Here is an 18,008-nt window from a genome sequence, read left to right as displayed (position 1 = left end):
TCTTTCTCACCTGTCGATCTCGCCGAACACGATGTCCATCGTGCCGATCACCGCGACAGCGTCGGCGATCATGTGACCGCGCGACATTTCGTCGAGGGCGGCGAGGTGCGGGAAACCAGGGGCGCGGATCTTCAGGCGGTACGGCTTGTTGGCGCCGTCGCTCACGAGATAGATGCCGAACTCGCCCTTCGGGTGCTCGACGGCGGCATACGCCTCGCCTTCGGGCACGTGGAAGCCTTCGGTGAAGAGCTTGAAATGGTGGATCAGCTCCTCCATGTTCGCCTTCATCGATTCGCGCGCGGGCGCGGCGACCTTGTGGTTGTCGGTGATGACAGGACCGGGGTTGGCGCGCAGCCAGGCCGAGCACTGCTGGATGATCCGGTTGGCCTGGCGCATTTCTTCCACGCGAACCAGGTAGCGGTCGTAGCAGTCGCCGGTCTTGCCGACGGGCACGTCGAACTGCATGCGGTCGTAGACGTCGTAGGGCTGCTTCTTGCGCAGGTCCCATTCGATGCCCGAGCCGCGCAGCATGGGGCCGGTGAAGCCCAGGTTCAGCGCGCGCTCCGGCGTGACGACGCCGATGCCCACGGTGCGCTGCTTCCAGATGCGGTTGTCGGTGAGCAGCGTCTCGTACTCGTCGACCATCTTCGGGAAGCGCTTGCAGAAGTCGTCCACGAAGTCGAGCAGCGAGCCCTGGCGGTTCTCGTTGAGCTTCTCGATCGCCTTCGCGTTCTTGATCTTGCTGACCTTGTACTGCGGCATCGCATCCGGCAGGTCGCGATAGACGCCGCCCGGACGGAAGTACGCCGCGTGCATGCGCGCGCCGGACACGGCTTCGTACATGTCGAACAGGTCTTCACGCTCGCGGAAGCAGTAGATGAGCATGTTCATCGCACCGCAGTCCAGGCCGTGCGCGCCGAGCCACAGCAGGTGGTTCAGCAGACGGGTGATCTCGGCGAACATCACGCGGATGTACTGCGCGCGCTCCGGCACCTCGAGGCCCATCATCCGCTCGATGGCCAAGCAGTAGGCGTGCTCGTTGCTCATCATCGACACGTAGTCGAGACGGTCCATGTACGGCAGCGACTGGATGAAGGTGCGCGATTCGGCGAGCTTTTCGGTCGCGCGATGCAGCAGGCCGATGTGGGGGTCGGCGCGCTGGATGACTTCGCCGTCCAGCTCGAGCACCAGGCGCAGCACGCCGTGTGCCGCCGGATGCTGGGGACCGAAGTTGAGTGTGTAGTTCTTGATTTCGGCCATATCAGTCAGTGCAAACCGCCGCCGTAGTTGTCTTCGCGGATCACGCGCGGGGTGATTTCTCGCGGCTCGATCGATACCGGCTGGTAGACGACGCGCTTCTGTTCTTCGTCGTAACGCATTTCGACGTGGCCCGACACCGGGAAGTCCTTGCGGAACGGGTGGCCGATGAAGCCGTAGTCGGTCAGGATGCGGCGCAGGTCGTCGTGCCCTTCGAACACGATGCCGTAGAGGTCGAACGCCTCGCGCTCGAACCAGGTCGCGGCATTCCAGACGGGCTGCAGCGAATCGACCACGGGCAGGTCTTCGTTAGGCGCGAACACCTTGAGGCGCACACGCTGGTTGAGGCTCACGGAGAGCAGGTGCGTGACGACGCCATAGCGATCGCCCTGCCACTCGCCTTCGCGGTAGTCGGAATAGTCCATGCCGCAGAGGTCAATCAGCTGCTCGAAGCGGCAGCCGGGCGCGTCGCGCAGCAGCAGCGCGGCATCGATGTAGTCGGTGGAGTCGACCACGACGGTCACTTCGCCGAGCGCGATCGTCACGGCCTTGGCCTTGTCGCCGAGCGTCTCGGCGATGGTGGCGCGCAGCACCTCCGGCGAAATTGCAAAGTCAGTCATCGTCGGCAATCTCTCAGGCGCGGGCAATGGTGTTGGTGCGGCGAATCTTCTGCTGCAGCTGGATCACGCCGTAAAGCAGCGCTTCGGCGGTGGGCGGGCAACCCGGTACGTAGACGTCGACCGGCACGATGCGATCGCAGCCACGCACCACGGAATAGCTGTAGTGGTAGTAGCCGCCGCCATTGGCGCACGAGCCCATCGACAACACCCAGCGCGGCTCGGGCATCTGGTCATAGACCTTGCGCAATGCCGGAGCCATCTTGTTGCACAGCGTGCCGGCCACGATCATCAGGTCGGACTGGCGCGGGCTGGGACGGAACAGCATGCCGAAGCGGTCGATGTCGTAGCGGGCGGCACCCGCGTGCATCATTTCCACGGCACAGCATGCGAGGCCGAACGTCATCGGCCAGAGAGATCCGGTCTTCGCCCAGTTCACGACCGAGTCGTAGGTCGTGGTGACGAAACCTTCTTTGAGAACGCCTTCAATGGCCATTGTGTAGCTTCCTTGTCATTCCCAGTCGAGCGCGCCTTTTTTCCACTCGTAGGCGAAGCCCACGACGAGGATGGCGAGAAAGATCATCATGGCCCAGAAGCCGACAGCACCGATCTCCTTGAGCGCAATGGCCCACGGAAAGAGAAAGGCAATTTCGAGATCGAACAGGATGAAGAGAATCGCGACGAGGTAATAGCGCACGTCGAACTTCATGCGCGCATCCTCGAAGGCTTCAAAGCCACACTCGTAGGGAGCGTTCTTTGCGGCGTCGGGCCGATTGGGGCCGAGAATGTATCCGATGACCTGAGGGGCGACGCCTACGCCGACTCCGACCAGAATGAACAAAAGGACGGGGAGGTAGGAGTCGAGATTCATCGAGAGTTTTTCACCGCTTGCCACCGGCAAGAAGAACCTCTGGATGAGGCTTTCTGCCGATGAGATTTGGTGCGGTCGGCGAGACTCGAACTCGCACAGCTTTCGCCACTACCCCCTCAAGATAGCGTGTCTACCAATTTCACCACGACCGCGGTTTTTACTGTTCGGATGGCATGAGGTACCTGAAACAGGTAGTTGGCTTTCCGAACAGATTTAGAGTTTACCCTGAAAACGAGCCGTTTTTCACTGACAGCTCATGAAAACGAGTTGATTACTTGCTGGGAATCTGGCCCGGCGCCGGAGCGGGCGCGGCAGGAGCCGACGCAGGGGCTGCAGGAGCCGTTGCACCAGGGATTTCGCCGGCTGCGGGAGCAGCAGGCGCAGCGGGTGCGGCAGGCGCTCCGACAGCGGCGCGCTCGAGCAGGCTGCCACCGCCGGCAGGACGCGAATGGCTGAAATAGGCCAGCAGCAGCGTGCACGCGAAGAACACGGCAGCAAGCACCGCCGTGGTGCGAGACAGGAAGTTCGCACTGCCGCTGGCACCGAACAGGCTGCCGGCGCTGCCGCTGCCGAAAGCGGCACCCATGTCGGCGCCCTTGCCGTGCTGGATCAGGATCAGGCCGATCATGACGAGGGCTGCCAGCATCTGCACGCCGACCAGAAGGTTGAGGACCACATTCATTCGTTCTTACTCCTAATTGATTGCCGCCGTTGACCGCGTTCAGCGAGCAGCGGCAGAGATGATCTGCAAAAAGTCGGGCGCCTTCAGCGACGCGCCGCCGATGAGGCCGCCGTCGATGTCGGCCTGTGCCAGCAGCTCGGCGGCATTCGCCGCGTTCATGCTGCCGCCGTAGAGGATCTTGATGGCCGCAGCGTGCTCGCTCGCCGCGTGATGCAGCTGCGCGCGCAGCACGGCATGCACCGCCTGCGCCTGTTCCGGCGTGGCCGTCTTGCCCGTGCCGATGGCCCAGACAGGCTCATAGGCCACGACGATCTCGCTGATGCAATGGCCGTTCACATGAATGACCGCCGCCAGCTGACGCTTGACGACTTCCTCGGTCTGCCCTGCTTCGCGCTGGGCCAGCGTCTCACCGACACAGACGATCGGCGTGATGCCGTTGGCCAGTGCGGCGGCGGTTTTCGCAGCCACGGCCTCGTCGGTCTCGCCGTGATACTGGCGACGCTCCGAGTGGCCGACGATCGCGTAGCGCACGCCGAAATCCTTCAGCATCGCCGCCGATTGCTCGCCCGTGAACGCACCTTGCGCATGCGCCGAGATGTCCTGCGCGCCCAGCGCCAGAGCGGGCGAGCCCGCCAGTAGCGACTGCAGCTGCGCGAAGTACGGCGCGGGCGCGCACAGCGCCACGTCGCACGCGGCCGGGCTCGCAGCCAGGCCTTGCTGCAGCGCCTTCACCAGCGCCTCGTTGGCAGCCAGGCTGCCATTCATCTTCCAGTTGCCGGCGATCAGTTTCTTCTTGGTCGTCATCGCGTTCTTCTCGTCACCATGTCAGCACGATCTTGCCGATGTGCTGGTTCGATTCCATCAGCGTGTGAGCCTGGGCGGCGCCGCTCGGTTCACCCGCTGCCGCAAAAGTGCTGTGGATCACGGGCTTGATCGCGCCGCTCTCGAGCAGCGGCCAGACCTTTTCGCGCAGCGCCTTGGCAATGGCACCCTTGAATGCCACCGGCCGCGGACGCAGGGTCGAGCCGGTGATCGTGAGGCGCCTGCGCAGCACGAGGCCCGCGTTGATCTGGCTCTTCACGCCGCCCTGCACCGCGATGATCACGAGCCGGCCGTCTTCGGCCAGGCACTCGATCTCGCGCGCCACGTAGTCGCCGGCGACCATGTCGAGCACCACGTCCACGCCCTTCCCGCCCGTGAGCTTCTTCGCCTCTTCGACGAAATCGCTCGTGCGGTAGTTGATGGCATGGTCCGCGCCCAGCTTCCTGCAGGCTTCGCACTTGTCGTCGCTGCCGGCCGTGACGATCACGGTCGCACCGAGGGCCTTGGCGATATGGATCGCCGTCACGCCGATGCCGCTCGAGCCACCCTGGATCAGCAGCGTCTCGCCCTTCTGCAGGCGGCCACGCTCGAACACGTTGCTCCAGACGGTGAAGAAGGTCTCCGGCAGCGAAGCCGCCTCGACATCGCTCCAGCCCTTGGGCACCGGCAGGCATTGCGCGACAGGGGCCACGCACAGCTGCGCGTAACCGCCGCCCGCAATCAGCGCGCAGACACGGTCGCCGACCTTGAAGCCGGCTTCAGCCAACGCCGCGGCGTCGCCCGACACGATCTCGCCAGCCACTTCGAGGCCCGGCAGGTCGGATGCGCCCGGCGGCACCGGATAGTTGCCCATCCGCTGCAGCACGTCGGGGCGATTGACACCACTCGCCGCAACGCGGATCAGCAGTTCGCCAGCGCCGGCTACCGGATCGGGGCGCTCCGCCACGCGCAGCACCTCGGGGGCACCGAACGAAGTGATTTCAATGGCTTTCATGGTCTTTCGGCCTCCTGCGCCCGCAGATGGGGCGAAGCTTGCTGTTCAAAAGATGGCAACGGCGGCACTGGACCGCCGTTGCGCCCTTCTTACTCCTGAGGCTCGCGCGGGGCTTGCTGCTGCTGCTCGCCGGCCGGAGCCTGCGGCTGCTCGTTGCGCGGTTGCTGCTGCTGGTCGTTGAAGCGCGGTGCGCGCTCGCCACGATCACCACCGCGGTCGCCACGGTCGCCGCGATCACCACGGTCCGAACGCTCGCGGCGCTCACCACCACGGTCACCACGGTCACCACGGTCACCGCGATCGCCACGGTCTTCACGCGGCGGGCGCTCGCTGAATTCCATGCCGGCCGGACGCTCGGTCAGGGCCTTCATGGACAGCTTGACGCGGCCCTTTTCGTCGGTCTCGAGAACCTTGACCTTCACGATCTGGCCTTCGCTCAGGTAGTCGGTCACCTTCTCGACGCGTTCGTGCGCGATCTGGCTGATATGCAGCAGGCCGTCCTTGCCGGGCAGCAGGTTGATGAGGGCGCCGAAGTCCAGGATCTTGGTGACCGGGCCTTCGTAGACCTTGCCGATTTCGACTTCCGCCGTGATCTGCTCGATGCGCTTCTTGGCCAGTTCTGCCTTTTCCGGATCGGTCGAGGCGATGGTGATGGTGCCGTCTTCGTCGATGTTGATCGTCGTGCCGGTTTCTTCCTGCAGGCCACGGATGACCGAGCCGCCCTTGCCGATCACGTCGCGGATCTTCTCGGGGTTGATCTTCAGCGTGGTCAGGCGCGGTGCGAAGCTGGAGACTTCGGCCTTGGCCTCGCCCATGGCTTCCTGCATCTTGCCCAGGATGTGCATGCGCGCTTCCTTGGCCTGTGCCAGGGCGACCTGCATGATTTCCTTGGTGATGCCCTGGATCTTGATGTCCATCTGCAGCGCGGTGATGCCGTTGGTGGTACCGGCAACCTTGAAGTCCATGTCGCCCAGGTGATCTTCGTCGCCCAGGATGTCGGTCAGCACCGCGAAGCGGTTGTCTTCCTTGATCAGGCCCATGGCGATGCCGGCCACGTGCGCCTTCATGGGCACGCCGGCGTCCATCATCGAGAGGCAGCCGCCGCACACCGATGCCATCGACGACGAGCCGTTCGACTCGGTGATTTCCGACACCACACGCACCGTGTAGGGAAACTCTTCCTTGTTCGGCAACACGGCGACGAGCGCGCGCTTGGCCAGGCGGCCGTGGCCGATTTCGCGGCGCTTGGTCGAGCCCATGCGGCCCACTTCACCGGTGGCGAAGGGAGGCATGTTGTAGTGGAACAGGAAGCGGTCTTCGTATTCGCCGGCCAGCGCGTCGATGCGCTGCGCGTCGCGTTCGGTGCCGAGCGTGGTGATGACCAGCGCCTGGGTTTCGCCGCGCGTGAACAGGGCCGAACCGTGGGTGCGGGGCAGCACCGAGTTGCGGATCTCGATGGGGCGCACGGTGCGCGTGTCGCGGCCGTCGATGCGGGGCTCGCCCGACAGGATCTGGCTGCGCACGATCTTCGACTCGATGGCGAACAGCAGGTCGCTGACCTTGCCGGAGTCGAATTCGGTGCCTTCGGCCTTCAGTGCCTCGAGCACGCTGGCGTTGGCTTCGCGCAGGGCTTGCGTACGGGCTTGCTTGCTGCGAATCTGGTAGACGGCGCGCAGCTTTTCTTCGGCCAGGCCCTTGACCTTGGCGACGAAGGCTTCGTCTTCGGCGGGGGCCTTCCAGTCCCACACCGGCTTGCCGGCGTCGCGCACGAGTTCATGGATCGCGTTGATGGCGACGTTGGCCTGCTCGTGGCCGAACACCACGCCGCCCAGCATGATTTCTTCGCTGAGTTGCAGGGCTTCGGACTCGACCATCAGCACGGCGGCTTGCGTGCCGGCGACGACGAGGTCCATCTGCGAATCCTTGCGGGCGGTCTGGCCCGGATTCAGTACGTACTGGCCGTTGATGTAGCCAACGCGGGCCGCACCGATCGGGCCGTTGAACGGCACGCCGGAGATCGACAGCGCGGCGCTCACGCCGATCATGGCGGCGATGTCGGCATCGACTTCGGGGTTGAGCGAGATCGTGTGGATGACCACATGCACTTCGTTCAGGAAGCCTTCGGGGAACAGCGGGCGGATCGGGCGGTCGATCAGGCGGCTGGTCAGCGTTTCATGTTCGCTGGGCTTGGCTTCGCGCTTGAAGAAGCTGCCGGGGATCTTGCCGGCGGCGTAGGTCTTCTCGATGTAGTCGACGGTCAGCGGGAAGAAGTCCTGGCCGGGCTTGGCCGACTTGGAAGCGACCACGGTCGCGAGGATGACGGTGCCGTCGATGTCGACGAGCACGGCGCCGCTGGCCTGGCGGGCGATTTCACCCGTTTCCATGACGACGGTCTTGTCGCCCCATTGGAACGACTTGGTGACTTTGTTGAAGAGGCTCATGTTTGCTCCTGTTTTAGTAGCGGATCACACAGGATCCGCAAGGGGCGGAGGCTTCTCAGAACACGATGCCATTCCAGCGAAGCTCGGGGCGAACTTCATTGGAATGACACAGCTTCGCTCTGTTTGGGCACTCCGAAAGTGGATCGCGAAGTAAAAAACGCCTGAGCTAGCGGACTAACCCAGGCGTTTTTTCATGCGATTTGGTTTACTTGCGCAGACCCAGCTTGGCGATCAGCGCGGTGTAACGGTCGGCATCCTTGGACTTGAGGTAGTCCAGGAGCTTGCGGCGGCGGCTCACCATGCGCAGCAGGCCGCGGCGACCGTGGTGGTCCTTGGCATGCGTCTTGAAGTGGGGGGTGAGCTCGTTGATGCGGGCGGTCAGCAGTGCGACTTGCACTTCGGGGCTGCCAGTGTCGTTGGCGGCGCGGGCGTTGTCCTTGACGACTTCGGCCTTGATGGAGGCTGCGATCATGTTGATTTCCTTGTTCCGGGATGTTTGACTTGCGGTGTGCGCTGGAACTGCACCCACCGTGCGCCTTGCGGCATGCAAAGCCTCGGGATTATAGCCCGGCGACTTTCGCCGGGCTTTCATGCCCCCTGGAAACCCTCCATCGAGGCAAGGCAGCCCGGGTTCAGCCCTTGCCGGGCCGCTGCTGCGCCAGCCAGTCGCGCAGGCGCTCCACGCCCTTCACCAGCCGCTGCGGGTCCTTGGAGGCAAAGCACCAGCGCAGCCAGCCCTGGGCTTCCGGCGCGAAAGCGTTGCCCGGCGCGAGCCCCAGGCCCGCCTCGGACACCAGCCGCTTGGCCACTTCGAGCGAATCGCCGAAGCCTTCGAGCCGGAAGAAGGCATACATGCCCCCCTTGGCCGGCGCCACCTGGACCCCCGGCACCGCCGCCAGCAGCGGCACCAGCGTGTCTCGGCACGACTTCAGGTGGGCCACCACGCGCGGCGTGATCTCGCCCGTGTGCTCGATGGCGGTGATGGCCGCGCGCTGCGTGAACACGCTGGCGCACGAGGTGTTGAACTCGATCAGCTTGCCGATGCCCTCCACCATCGACGGCGGCAGCACCAGCCAGCCGAGGCGCCAGCCCGTCATGAGGAAGCTCTTCGAGAAGCTGTGCGTCACGACCAGGCGGTCGTCGGGCTCGGAGATGTCGAGGAAGCTGGGCGCGCAGCCGTTGGGCGTCGGCTCGTAGTACAGCCGCTCGTACACCTCGTCGGCCAGGATCCAGGTGCCGGTCTGGCGGCAATGGTCCAGCACGGCCTGCTGCTCGTCGCGCGTCATGGTCCAGCCCGTGGGGTTGTTGGGTGCGTTGACGACCAGCAGCTTCGTCCTGGCAGTGACCGCGGCGCGAAGCGCGGGCAGGTCGAGCGTCCATTGCCCATTCACCGGCACCAGCGGCAGCGTGCGCACGTTCGCGCCCATGATCGCGGGCTGCGCCGTCAGGTTGGGCCACACGGGCGTCACGGCGACCACCTCGTCGCCCGCATCCACCAGCGCCTGCACCGCGAGCATCAGCGCGCTCACGCCGCCCGAGGTGACGGCGATGCGCGAGGCATCGACCGCCGGATGCAGCCCGCTGGTATAGCGCGCGATGGCCTCGCGCAGCTCGGGCAGGCCGAGGTTGTGGGCATAGAAGGTCTCGCCGCGCTGCAGCGACTCGATGGCCGACTGGCGGATCACCTCGGGCGTGACTTCGTCGCTCTCGCCGAACCAGAAGGCCAGCACGTCGTCGCGCCCCATGCCGGCATTGGCGACTTCGCGGATCTTCGACGCTTCGAGGTTGTGGATGGCTTCACGCATGTCTTCGGGTCCTGTTCTCTGTCATCAATCGATCAAGGTCTCTTCATCTTGCACGAGGTCGGCAGCTCCGCGCGTTCGGCGGGAATGGTCTTGACCACGCGGAAGCCGTAGCCCGAACCCTCGACGTCGAACTGCACGCCCGGCCTGCCCTGCCGGTCCATCACGCCAACCACCAGCTGCTGCTGGAACTGGTGGTCCGCGGCACGCATGCGTCCGCGCTGGCCGTGGAGGCTGACGTCGGCCTGCTCCAGCGCGCGTGCGACCGGCACCGCGTCCACGCTGCCCGCGCGCTCGATGGCCTGCACAAGCGCTTCGATCATCAGCGCCAGGCGCATGTGCACATAGTCTTCGGCCGGTTTCGGAAAGCGCGCGCGGAAGGCGCGGTAGAACTCCGCGGACTGCGCCGTCTGCACGTTGGGCAGCCAGTCGGCCACCGCGACCACGCGGCCGATGCCCGCGTCGCCGATGGCCGCGGGCGCGCCCAGCGCATTGCCGTAGAAGGTATAGAAGGTGCCGTTGAACCCGGCCTCGCGCGCCGCCTTCACCAGCAGCGTGAGGTCGTTGCCCCAGTTGCCCGTGACCACGGCCTGCGCGCCGCTCGCAATGATCTTCGTGGCGTACGGCGCGAAGTCTTTCACCTTGCCCATCGGGTGCAGTTCGTCACCGACGATCTCCACGTCGGGCCGCTGCGCGCCGAGCTGCCGGCGCGCTTCGCGCAGCACCGACTGGCCGAAGCTGTAGTCCTGCCCGATGAGGTAGACGCGCTTGAGCGCGGCGTCGTCCTTCACCACATCCATCAGCGCCGCAACGCGCATGTCGGCATGGGCGTCGAAGCGGAAGTGCCAGAAGCTGCAGCGCTCGTTGGTGAGCACCGGATCGACAGCCGCGTAGTTCAGGAAGATCACGCGGCGCGACGGATCGCGTTCGTTGTTCTTGTCGATGGCATCGACCAGCGCCGCGGCCGTGGCCGACGAGTTGCCCTGCAGCACGATGCGCGCGCCGTCGTCCATTGCTGCGCGCAACGCGGAGAGCGCTTCTTCGTTCTGCCCCTTGCTGTCGTAGCGGTCGAGCTGCAGCATGCGCGCGCCGCCAGGCAGCCTGATGCCGCCGCGCGCGTTCACGCGCTCCACGGCCCACAGCAGGTTGCGGAACACGGCCTCGCCGGTGTTGGCGAAAGGGCCGCTCATGCTCTCTATCAGCGCGAGGCGGATGGGTGCGGGCGAAGCCTGGGCGAGCGCCGCGAAGGGCCTCGCGCATAGCGCCAGCGCCGCGAATTTCAAGGTCTCGCGACGCAAATTAAAGGGGGGATCCATTGTCTTGAAACGCTTGCCACTGCGCCTAGATGAGGTGTCAAGCGGCACTCACACGATTGAACGGCCGCGCAGTGTAAGGGACACACATTCCTTGTCCCCATTGTGTTCATTCAGGAGTTCTTCACATGTTTTTCGCACCTACCCTCCGCACCGCCCGTTTCGCTCCGCGCGCCTATGACCGCGCCTTCGAACGCTTCGCCAGCGAGGCCTTCGCGGGTGCCCGCCGTTCGCCGCTCGTCGAACAGGACGACAAGAGCTGGACCCTCTCGCTCGACGTGCCCGGCTTCTCGCGTGAAGACCTCGCCATCAGCATCGAAGGCGCTGTGCTGCGCATCGACAGCAAGGCCGAAGCCAAGCGCCAGTTCAAGGCCGCCTACGAGCTGCCGCAGGACATCGACGTGGCCACCAGCGAAGCCAAGCTTGAGAACGGCGTGCTCACGCTGAAGCTCGGAAAACTGGTGCCGGTGAGCCAGGCGACGAGTTTGCAAATCAACTAGTAAGGGCGATGCCCACAAGAAGAAAGTGTCAGCCAAGGGTTGCTTTTGACTTTGAACATGCTCCCTATTCACAATAGGCGTGCATAACGTCACATCATGTGACGTTTTATTAGTACTTTCTTCTTCGTGGGCGTCTTGTAAACGCATCGAAAATCATGACGGTGCGGATCGGGTGCCCCTCCTGGCACCATGAAAACTCACCTTCAACCTGCAAACCCCACCGAACAATCCGACACGCTCCTGGTGTTCCTGCCAGGCGCCTACCTCAAGCCCGACGAGTTCGAGCGCGAAGGATTCATCAGCGCCGTAAGGGAGCGCCACCTCGCAGCCGATGCGCTGCTGGTGGATGCCGACGTCTCCTACTACTACGACCAGACGCTCAGCGAACGCCTGCATGCGGACGTCATCGAGCCGCAGCGCGCCAAGGGCTACAAGGCGATCTGGCTGGTGGGCATTTCCATCGGCGGCTTCGGCGCGCTGATCCACGAACTGGCCAAGCCCGGCTCGGTGGACGGCATCGTGGCGCTGGCGCCCTACCTCGGGCGCCGGGTGCTGGGCGCGGAGATCAAGAAGGCCGGCGGCCTGCGCGCATGGCAGGCACCCACCGGGCCGCAGCCCGACGAAGAGCCCGACCGCAAGCTCTGGCCCTTCTTCCAGCAATACCTCTCGGCGCAGCCTTCGAAGAACCTGCCGCCGCTCTACCTGGGGTTCGGCCTCGAGGACCGCTTTGCCAGCAACCACAAGCTGCTGGCCGACGCGCTGCCGCCGGGCCGCGTGTTCACCACCGAAGGCGGCCACGACTGGCCGCAATGGCGCCAGCTCTGGCGCAACGTGCTGGACGTGCTGCCGCTGCCGGCCATCGGCCGCTCGCGCCAGCCGCAGCCTGCTATGCAGCAGCCTGCGGCATCGACGCCTCGGTCGTCAGCGATGCCAATGGCCATCGCGGTCTGACGTCGAAGGCATAGCGCTCGGTCGCCTGCGACAGGCCCGACTGCAGGCGCATCGCGGCGGCCATGGCGATCATGGCGCCGTTGTCGGTGCACAGGTGCAGCTCGGGGTAGTGCACCCGGGCCTTGCGCCTTGCGCATGCGGCATCGAGTTGCTCGCGCAGGTTCCTGTTCGCCCCCACGCCGCCCGCCACCACCAGCCGCTTCAGGCCGGTCTGGTCGAGCGCGGCGAGCGACTTCTTCAGCAGCACCTCGACGATGGCCGCCTGCGTGGACGCCGCGAGGTCGGCCTTGCCGGCCTCGAGCTGGTCGCCGAGCTTCTTGGCCTGGGTGAGCACCGCCGTCTTCAGGCCGGCGAACGAAAAGTCGAGATCGCCGCTGTGCAGCAGCGGGCGCGGCAGCTTGAACGCCGCCGGGTTGCCGTCTTCGGCCAGCTTCGCGAGCCACGGCCCGCCCGGGTAAGGCAGGCCCATGAGCTTGGCGCTCTTGTCGAAGGCCTCGCCGGCCGCGTCGTCGATGGTCTCGCCCAGCAGCTCGTAGCGGCCCACGCCGTCCACCCGCATCAGTTGCGTATGGCCGCCGGACACCAGCAGCGCCACGAACGGAAACTCCGGCGGATCGGCGCTCAGGAACGGCGACAGCAGGTGTCCTTCGAGGTGATGCACGCCCAGCACCGGCTTGCCCAGCGCCACGCCCAACGCGCAGGCCACGCCGGCGCCCACGAGCAGCGCGCCCGCCAGGCCCGGTCCGCGCGTGTAGGCCACCACGTCGATTTCACCGAGCGAGCGGCCGGCCTCGGCCATGACCGACTCGGTCAGCGGCAGCACGCGGCGGATGTGGTCGCGGCTGGCCAGTTCGGGCACCACGCCCCCGTAGGCCTGGTGCATGGCGATCTGGCTGTGCAGCGCATGCGAGCGCAACACCGGCAGCGCGTTGCCGTGCGACTCCACCAGCGCCACGCCGGTTTCATCGCAGGATGATTCGATTCCCAACAAGAGCATGCCGCCGAGTGTAGGTGGCGCCTGCCGCGGTCGCCCGCGAAGGGGCAAGCGCAGGCGAGCCGGAGGCCCCCGAGAGGCACGGATGTTGCAGTGCTCCCCCAAGGCCCCCCGCAGGCGAACGCACCCACCATGAAGTCCGGACTGAGTTTTCTGATCGCCGCCCGCCGCTGCGAAATCGACGAGCTGGACCAGCTCGCGCGCACCAGCGAACTGGTCGGCGTGATCGGGCGGCTGGTGCACGCGCTGCAGCGCGAGCGCGGCATGTCGAACGTGTTCCTCGCGTCGCACGGCGTGCGCCTGGCCGAGCAGCGAGCCCCGCAGATCGCCGAATGCCTGGCGCTCGAGCAGGAAGTGCGCGCCGGGTTCGACCAGCTCGAGTCCGAGCATCACCGCGGCGTCGGCTCCGGCAACGGCGCGCGGCTGTTCAGCCGCATCGCCTGGGTGCTGCCGGGGTTGGACGCCCTGCCCGCCCTGCGCCGGCGCATCGATGCCCTCGAACTCAAGCCGTCGCAGTCGACCGCCGCCTTCGTCAAGCTCATCGCCGGCCTGCTGTCGGTCGTGTTCGAGGCGGCCGACGGCGCCACCGACCCCGAGATATCCCGCCTCCTGGTGGCGATGTTCAACTTCATGCAGGGCAAGGAGTTCGCCGGCCAGGAGCGCGCATTCGGCGCCGCCGCGCTGGCCCAGGGCCGCAGCGACGAAACCCGGCGCCTGCAGTGGCAGCACCTGATCGAATCGCAGGAACGATGCTTCCAGGTGTTCGTCGACTTTTCCGGCGATGCGGTGCTCGCCCTCTGGCGCGAGAGCCAGTCCGACGCCACCCTGGCCGAGCTGGAGCGCATGCGCCGCAGGGGCGCCACCTCCGCGCCCGCCGACTCCGCACTCGGCCAGGCCTGGTTCGACTGCTGCACGCGCCGCATCGACGCCATGCGCACCGTCGAAGACCGGCTCGAAGCCGACCTGCGCGCGCTCTGCAGCCACAAGACAGCCCGGGCCCGCAGCGAACTCCAGGCCTACCGGCAGGTGCTCGACACCTTGGCGCCGGAGACCGACGCCGCGCTGTTCTTCGACGACGCCGACGCGCAGGCCGCCGCGCCCGCGCAACTCGGCCGCCACCTCGAGCGCTCGGTGCTCGACATGGTGCAGGAGCAGTCGCAGCGGCTGCAGGCCATGAGCGACGAACTGCAGACCGTGCGCGCCTCGCTCAATGAACGCAAGCTCGTGGAACGCGCCAAGGGCCTGCTGATGGCGCACCGGCGCATGAGCGAGCAGGAGGCGCACAAGATGCTGCGCGAGACCGCCATGAACCAGGGCCGCCGGCTCGTCGAAGTGGCCGAGTCGGTGCTCGCGATGGCCGACTACCTGCCCCCGCCGCCCCGCTGAGGGCGTTCAATTTGGTGCGCCGCACAACAACCGTGCCTGCCGCCCGTGCACCGTCCGGATGGCGCTTCGCCCTTGCAGCGCAAGACGTTCCAGCTACTTTTCCGATAGCAGCAGACCGCCCGGCAGGGCTGGCACACCGCTTGCAAGCAACCAGCGCATAGACCTCCAGGGGTCTTCAGGCAGGCGGCACCCAACGGCGGGTGCCACCCACCGACCGGACAAAGGCGTCCCCATCCCGCAAGGGCTCGTTTTCGAGCAGCCCCTGCGCGGTGCGGACGCCTTTTCGTTTTTGTCTTTGCTGTTTTTGTTTGCCTTCAACCGGAGCCCCGCCACATGACCGACCTGCTCAAAACCCGTCTCAGCCGACGCCGCGTCCTGCAAGCCGCCGCCATCGGCGCCGTGGGCATCGACCCCGCCCTGCGCGCGGCCGTCTGGGCCCAAGGCTCCGACAAGCCCGAGAAGGAAGAAGTCAAGATCGGCTTCATCCCGCTGACAGACTGCGCCAGCGTGGTCATGGCCTCGGTGCTGGGCATCGACAAGAAGTACGGCGTGAAGATCGTGCCCAGCAAGGAAGCCAGCTGGGCCGGCGTGCGCGACAAGCTCTCCAACGGCGACATCGACATGGCGCACGTGCTCTACGGCCTGGTCTACGGCATGCACCTGGGCCTGAGCGGCCCGAGGAAGGACATGGCCGTGCTCATGACCCTGAACAACAACGGCCAGGCCATCACGCTGTCGAAGAAGCTCTCCGACAAGGGCGCGGTCGACGCCGCCTCGCTGGCCAAGCTCATCGCCAGCGAGAAGCGCGAATACACCTTCGCGCAGACCTTCCCCACCGGCACGCACGCCATGTGGCTCTACTACTGGCTCGCATCGGCCGGCATCGATCCGTTCAAGGACGTGAAGAACATCACCGTGCCGCCTCCGCAGATGGTGGCCAACATGCGCGTGGGCAACATGGACGGCTACTGCGTGGGCGAGCCCTGGGGCCAGCGCGCCATCATGGACGGCATCGGCATCACGGCCATCACCACGCAGGACATCTGGAAGGACCACCCCGAGAAGGTGCTCGGCTGCACCGCCGAGTTCACGAAGAAGTACCCCAACACCGCGCGCGCCGTGACGGCCGCCATCCTCGAAGCCAGCAAGTGGATCGACGCCGGCCTGCAGAACAAGAACAAGATGGCCGAGACCATCGCCGACAAGAGCTACGTCAACACCAGCGTGGACGCCATCAACCAGCGCATCCTGGGCCGCTACACCAACGGCCTGGGCAAGAGCTGGGACGACCCCAACCACATGAAGTTCTACAACGCCGGCGCCGTGAACTTCCCGTACCTGTCGGACGGCATGTGGTTCCTCACGCAGCACAAGCGCTGGGGCCTGCTGAAGGAACACCCCGACTACCTGAAGGTGGCCACCGAGATCAACCGCATCGACATCTACAAGCAGGCCGCCGCCGCCACGCAGACGCCGGTGCCCAAGGACCCGATGCGCAGCAGCAAGCTGTTCGACGGCTCCGTGTGGGACGGCAAGGATCCGAAAAAGTACGCCGAGTCGTTCAAGCTTCATGCCTGAGGAGAACACCATGGTCAGCGCAGTCTTTCATTCGCCGCTCGAAGCGACCACCGCACAGGTGACGCAGGTGGCCCCTTCCGTCGCCGCCAGGCCGGCAGCGCCAAAGCCGACACCCGCTCCGGCGCCCGAGACCCGGGTGCGCGCGCCCATCGACCTGCGCGCATTCTGGATGCGCGTGCTGCCGCCGCTGGCGGGCTTCGGCCTGCTGCTGCTGATCTGGGAAGTGGTGGCCATGAAAAGCACCACCGGCTTTCCCACGCCCGCGGCCACCTGGCAGCAGGCCGTGACGGTGTTCAGCGATCCGTTCTACAGCAAGGGGCCGAACGACCAGGGCGTGGGCTGGAACGTGCTGTCGTCGCTGCAGCGCGTGGCGCTGGGCTTCGGGCTGGCGGCGCTGGTCGGCATTCCGGCGGGCTTTGCCATCGGCCGCTTCGAGTTCCTCTCGCGCATGTTCAACCCGCTGATCAGCCTGCTGCGCCCCGTGTCGCCGCTGGCCTGGCTGCCCATCGGCCTGCTGGTGTTCAAGGGCGCCAACCCGGCCGCGATCTGGACCATCTTCATCTGCTCGATCTGGCCGATGGTCATCAACACCGCCGTGGGCGTGCAGCGCGTGCCCAGCGACTACATGAACGTGGCCAAGGTGCTGAACCTCAGCGAGTGGAAGATCCTCACCAAGATCCTGTTCCCCGCCGTGCTGCCCTACATGCTGACCGGCGTGCGGCTGGCCGTGGGCACCGCGTGGCTGGTGATCGTGGCCGCCGAGATGCTCACGGGCGGCGTCGGCATCGGCTTCTGGGTGTGGGACGAGTGGAACAACCTCAACGTCGCCAACATCATCATCGCGATCTTCGTGATCGGCATCGTAGGCTTGGTGCTGGAGTTCGCGCTCATCAAGCTCGCAACGGCATTCACGTTCGAAGAGGTGAAGTCATGAGCCGCACGGCCGCTCCGAAGGCGAATACCGCAGCGCTGCTGCGCGGAGGTTTCCAATGATCGACGACAGCAAGTACATCGAGATCCACGGCGTCGAGCAGGCGTTCAAGACGCCCAAGGGCCGCTTCGTCGCGCTGCGCGACGTGAACCTGAACGTGGCCAAGGGCGAGTTCATCACGCTCATCGGGCACTCGGGCTGCGGCAAGTCGACGCTGCTGAACCTGATCGCCGGGCTCACCACGCCCACGCAGGGTGCGCTGCTGTGCGCCAACAAGGAAATCAAAGGGCCCGGCCCCGAGCGCGCGGTGGTGTTCCAGAACCACTCGCTGCTGCCCTGGCTCACCTGCTTCGAGAACGTGTACCTGGCGGTCGAGCGCGTGTTCGCCGCCACGGAAAGCAAGGCGCAGTTGCGCCAGCGCACCGACGCCGCGCTGGCGCTGGTCGGCCTCACGCCCGCCGCGCAGAAGCGGCCTGGCGAGATCTCCGGCGGCATGAAGCAGCGCGTGGGCATTGCGCGCGCGCTGTCGATGGAGCCCAAGGTGCTGCTGATGGACGAGCCTTTCGGCGCGCTCGACGCCCTCACCCGCGCCAAGCTGCAGGACGAGCTGCTCGCCATCGTGCAGAAGACGCACAGCACCGTCGTCATGGTGACGCACGACGTGGACGAGGCCGTGCTGCTGAGCGACCGCATCGTGATGCTGACCAACGGCCCGGCCGCCACCATCGGCGACGTGCTTTCGGTGGGCATTCCGCGCCCGCGCAACCGGGTCGAGCTGGCGGAAGACCCGGCCTATGTGCACGCCCGCAAGGCGGTGATCGACTTCCTCTACACGCGCCAGGCGCACGTGGAGAAGGCCGCGGCCTGAC

18 protein-coding genes and 1 tRNA gene are annotated in these 18,008 nt (G+C 65.9%); 6 read left to right on the top strand and 13 right to left on the bottom strand.

All coding sequences use genetic code 11. The features are described 5' to 3' along the window. Nucleotides 1-6: 6 nt before the first annotated feature. The 12 genes from AC1RVW_RS04455 to AC1RVW_RS04400 form a co-directional block, all read right to left on the bottom strand. Nucleotides 7-1,260, bottom strand: coding sequence for an NADH-quinone oxidoreductase subunit D (locus tag AC1RVW_RS04455; protein WP_106934984.1), 1,254 nt, complete (start codon nucleotides 1,258-1,260; stop codon nucleotides 7-9). 5 nt (nucleotides 1,261-1,265) lie between these two features. Further along, a complete protein-coding gene (locus tag AC1RVW_RS04450) occupies nucleotides 1,266-1,877 on the bottom strand; it encodes an NADH-quinone oxidoreductase subunit C (RefSeq protein ID WP_493198257.1) in 612 nt (203 codons plus the stop codon). Nucleotides 1,878-1,890: 13 nt separating this feature from the next. Next, complete coding sequence (locus AC1RVW_RS04445; RefSeq protein ID WP_007837763.1) at nucleotides 1,891-2,370, bottom strand: NuoB/complex I 20 kDa subunit family protein; 480 nt, start codon at nucleotides 2,368-2,370, stop codon at nucleotides 1,891-1,893. A 15-nt stretch (nucleotides 2,371-2,385) separates the two neighbouring features. Continuing rightward, nucleotides 2,386-2,745 (bottom strand): NADH-quinone oxidoreductase subunit A, encoded by a 360-nt coding sequence (locus AC1RVW_RS04440; protein ID WP_012748607.1) that lies wholly within the window; start codon nucleotides 2,743-2,745, stop codon nucleotides 2,386-2,388. A 67-nt stretch (nucleotides 2,746-2,812) separates the two neighbouring features. After that, nucleotides 2,813-2,897, bottom strand: a tRNA-Leu gene (locus tag AC1RVW_RS04435). Between the two features lie 119 nt (nucleotides 2,898-3,016). Then, entirely contained in the window at nucleotides 3,017-3,427 is a 411-nt protein-coding gene (gene secG, locus AC1RVW_RS04430; RefSeq protein WP_081266576.1) for a preprotein translocase subunit SecG, read from the bottom strand. 39 nt (nucleotides 3,428-3,466) lie between these two features. Beyond that, nucleotides 3,467-4,231 carry a triose-phosphate isomerase gene (tpiA, locus tag AC1RVW_RS04425; RefSeq protein ID WP_081266575.1) on the bottom strand — a complete coding sequence of 255 codons (765 nt, stop codon included), beginning with the start codon at nucleotides 4,229-4,231 and terminating at the stop codon, nucleotides 3,467-3,469. Between the two features lie 13 nt (nucleotides 4,232-4,244). After that, nucleotides 4,245-5,243: an NAD(P)H-quinone oxidoreductase gene (locus AC1RVW_RS04420; RefSeq protein WP_493198255.1), complete on the bottom strand. Its 999-nt coding sequence runs from the start codon at nucleotides 5,241-5,243 to the stop codon at nucleotides 4,245-4,247. A gap of 89 nt (nucleotides 5,244-5,332) precedes the next feature. Then, on the bottom strand, nucleotides 5,333-7,684 hold the full coding sequence (gene pnp / locus AC1RVW_RS04415; protein ID WP_493198253.1) for a polyribonucleotide nucleotidyltransferase: 2,352 nt from the start codon (nucleotides 7,682-7,684) through the stop codon (nucleotides 5,333-5,335). A gap of 205 nt (nucleotides 7,685-7,889) precedes the next feature. Continuing rightward, nucleotides 7,890-8,156 carry a 30S ribosomal protein S15 gene (gene rpsO / locus AC1RVW_RS04410; RefSeq protein WP_007837783.1) on the bottom strand — a complete coding sequence of 89 codons (267 nt, stop codon included), beginning with the start codon at nucleotides 8,154-8,156 and terminating at the stop codon, nucleotides 7,890-7,892. Between the two features lie 160 nt (nucleotides 8,157-8,316). Beyond that, entirely contained in the window at nucleotides 8,317-9,489 is a 1,173-nt protein-coding gene (locus AC1RVW_RS04405; protein WP_493198251.1) for a pyridoxal phosphate-dependent aminotransferase, read from the bottom strand. 32 nt (nucleotides 9,490-9,521) lie between these two features. Continuing rightward, on the bottom strand, nucleotides 9,522-10,802 hold the full coding sequence (locus AC1RVW_RS04400; protein ID WP_493198249.1) for a branched-chain amino acid ABC transporter substrate-binding protein: 1,281 nt from the start codon (nucleotides 10,800-10,802) through the stop codon (nucleotides 9,522-9,524). 125 nt (nucleotides 10,803-10,927) lie between these two features. On the opposite strand from AC1RVW_RS04400, the gene AC1RVW_RS04395 reads away from it, so the two are divergent. Both AC1RVW_RS04395 and AC1RVW_RS04390 read left to right on the top strand, forming a co-directional pair. Further along, nucleotides 10,928-11,299, top strand: a complete 372-nt coding sequence (locus AC1RVW_RS04395; protein ID WP_106934990.1) for an Hsp20/alpha crystallin family protein — start codon at nucleotides 10,928-10,930, stop codon at nucleotides 11,297-11,299. A 189-nt stretch (nucleotides 11,300-11,488) separates the two neighbouring features. Beyond that, a complete protein-coding gene (locus tag AC1RVW_RS04390; protein WP_081266569.1) occupies nucleotides 11,489-12,250 on the top strand; it encodes an alpha/beta hydrolase-fold protein in 762 nt (253 codons plus the stop codon). Here AC1RVW_RS04390 and tsaD read toward each other — a convergent pair. After that, complete coding sequence (gene tsaD / locus AC1RVW_RS04385; protein ID WP_493198247.1) at nucleotides 12,186-13,247, bottom strand: tRNA (adenosine(37)-N6)-threonylcarbamoyltransferase complex transferase subunit TsaD; 1,062 nt, start codon at nucleotides 13,245-13,247, stop codon at nucleotides 12,186-12,188. The two genes, AC1RVW_RS04390 and tsaD, sit on opposite strands and share 65 nt — an antisense overlap. Nucleotides 13,248-13,376: 129 nt before the next feature. Here tsaD and AC1RVW_RS04380 point away from each other — a divergent pair, with 129 nt between their 5' ends. From AC1RVW_RS04380 to AC1RVW_RS04365, 4 genes are all read left to right on the top strand, one after another. Next, complete coding sequence (locus tag AC1RVW_RS04380) at nucleotides 13,377-14,630, top strand: nitrate regulatory protein (protein WP_106934993.1); 1,254 nt, start codon at nucleotides 13,377-13,379, stop codon at nucleotides 14,628-14,630. A gap of 333 nt (nucleotides 14,631-14,963) precedes the next feature. Continuing rightward, the gene (locus AC1RVW_RS04375; RefSeq protein ID WP_081266566.1) at nucleotides 14,964-16,208 is read left to right on the top strand and encodes a CmpA/NrtA family ABC transporter substrate-binding protein; all 1,245 of its coding nucleotides are present in this window, start codon (nucleotides 14,964-14,966) and stop codon (nucleotides 16,206-16,208) included. Nucleotides 16,209-16,218: 10 nt separating this feature from the next. Then, nucleotides 16,219-17,142, top strand: a complete 924-nt coding sequence (ntrB, locus tag AC1RVW_RS04370; protein WP_081266756.1) for a nitrate ABC transporter permease — start codon at nucleotides 16,219-16,221, stop codon at nucleotides 17,140-17,142. A 55-nt stretch (nucleotides 17,143-17,197) separates the two neighbouring features. After that, a complete protein-coding gene (locus tag AC1RVW_RS04365; RefSeq protein ID WP_493198244.1) occupies nucleotides 17,198-18,007 on the top strand; it encodes an ABC transporter ATP-binding protein in 810 nt (269 codons plus the stop codon). Nucleotide 18,008 lies beyond the last annotated feature (1 nt).

This window comes from Variovorax sp. MPBD4-3 (assembly GCF_058809745.1).
The sequence above is the reverse complement of the archived record's forward strand: the minus strand, read 5'-3'. Positions and strand labels throughout refer to the sequence as shown.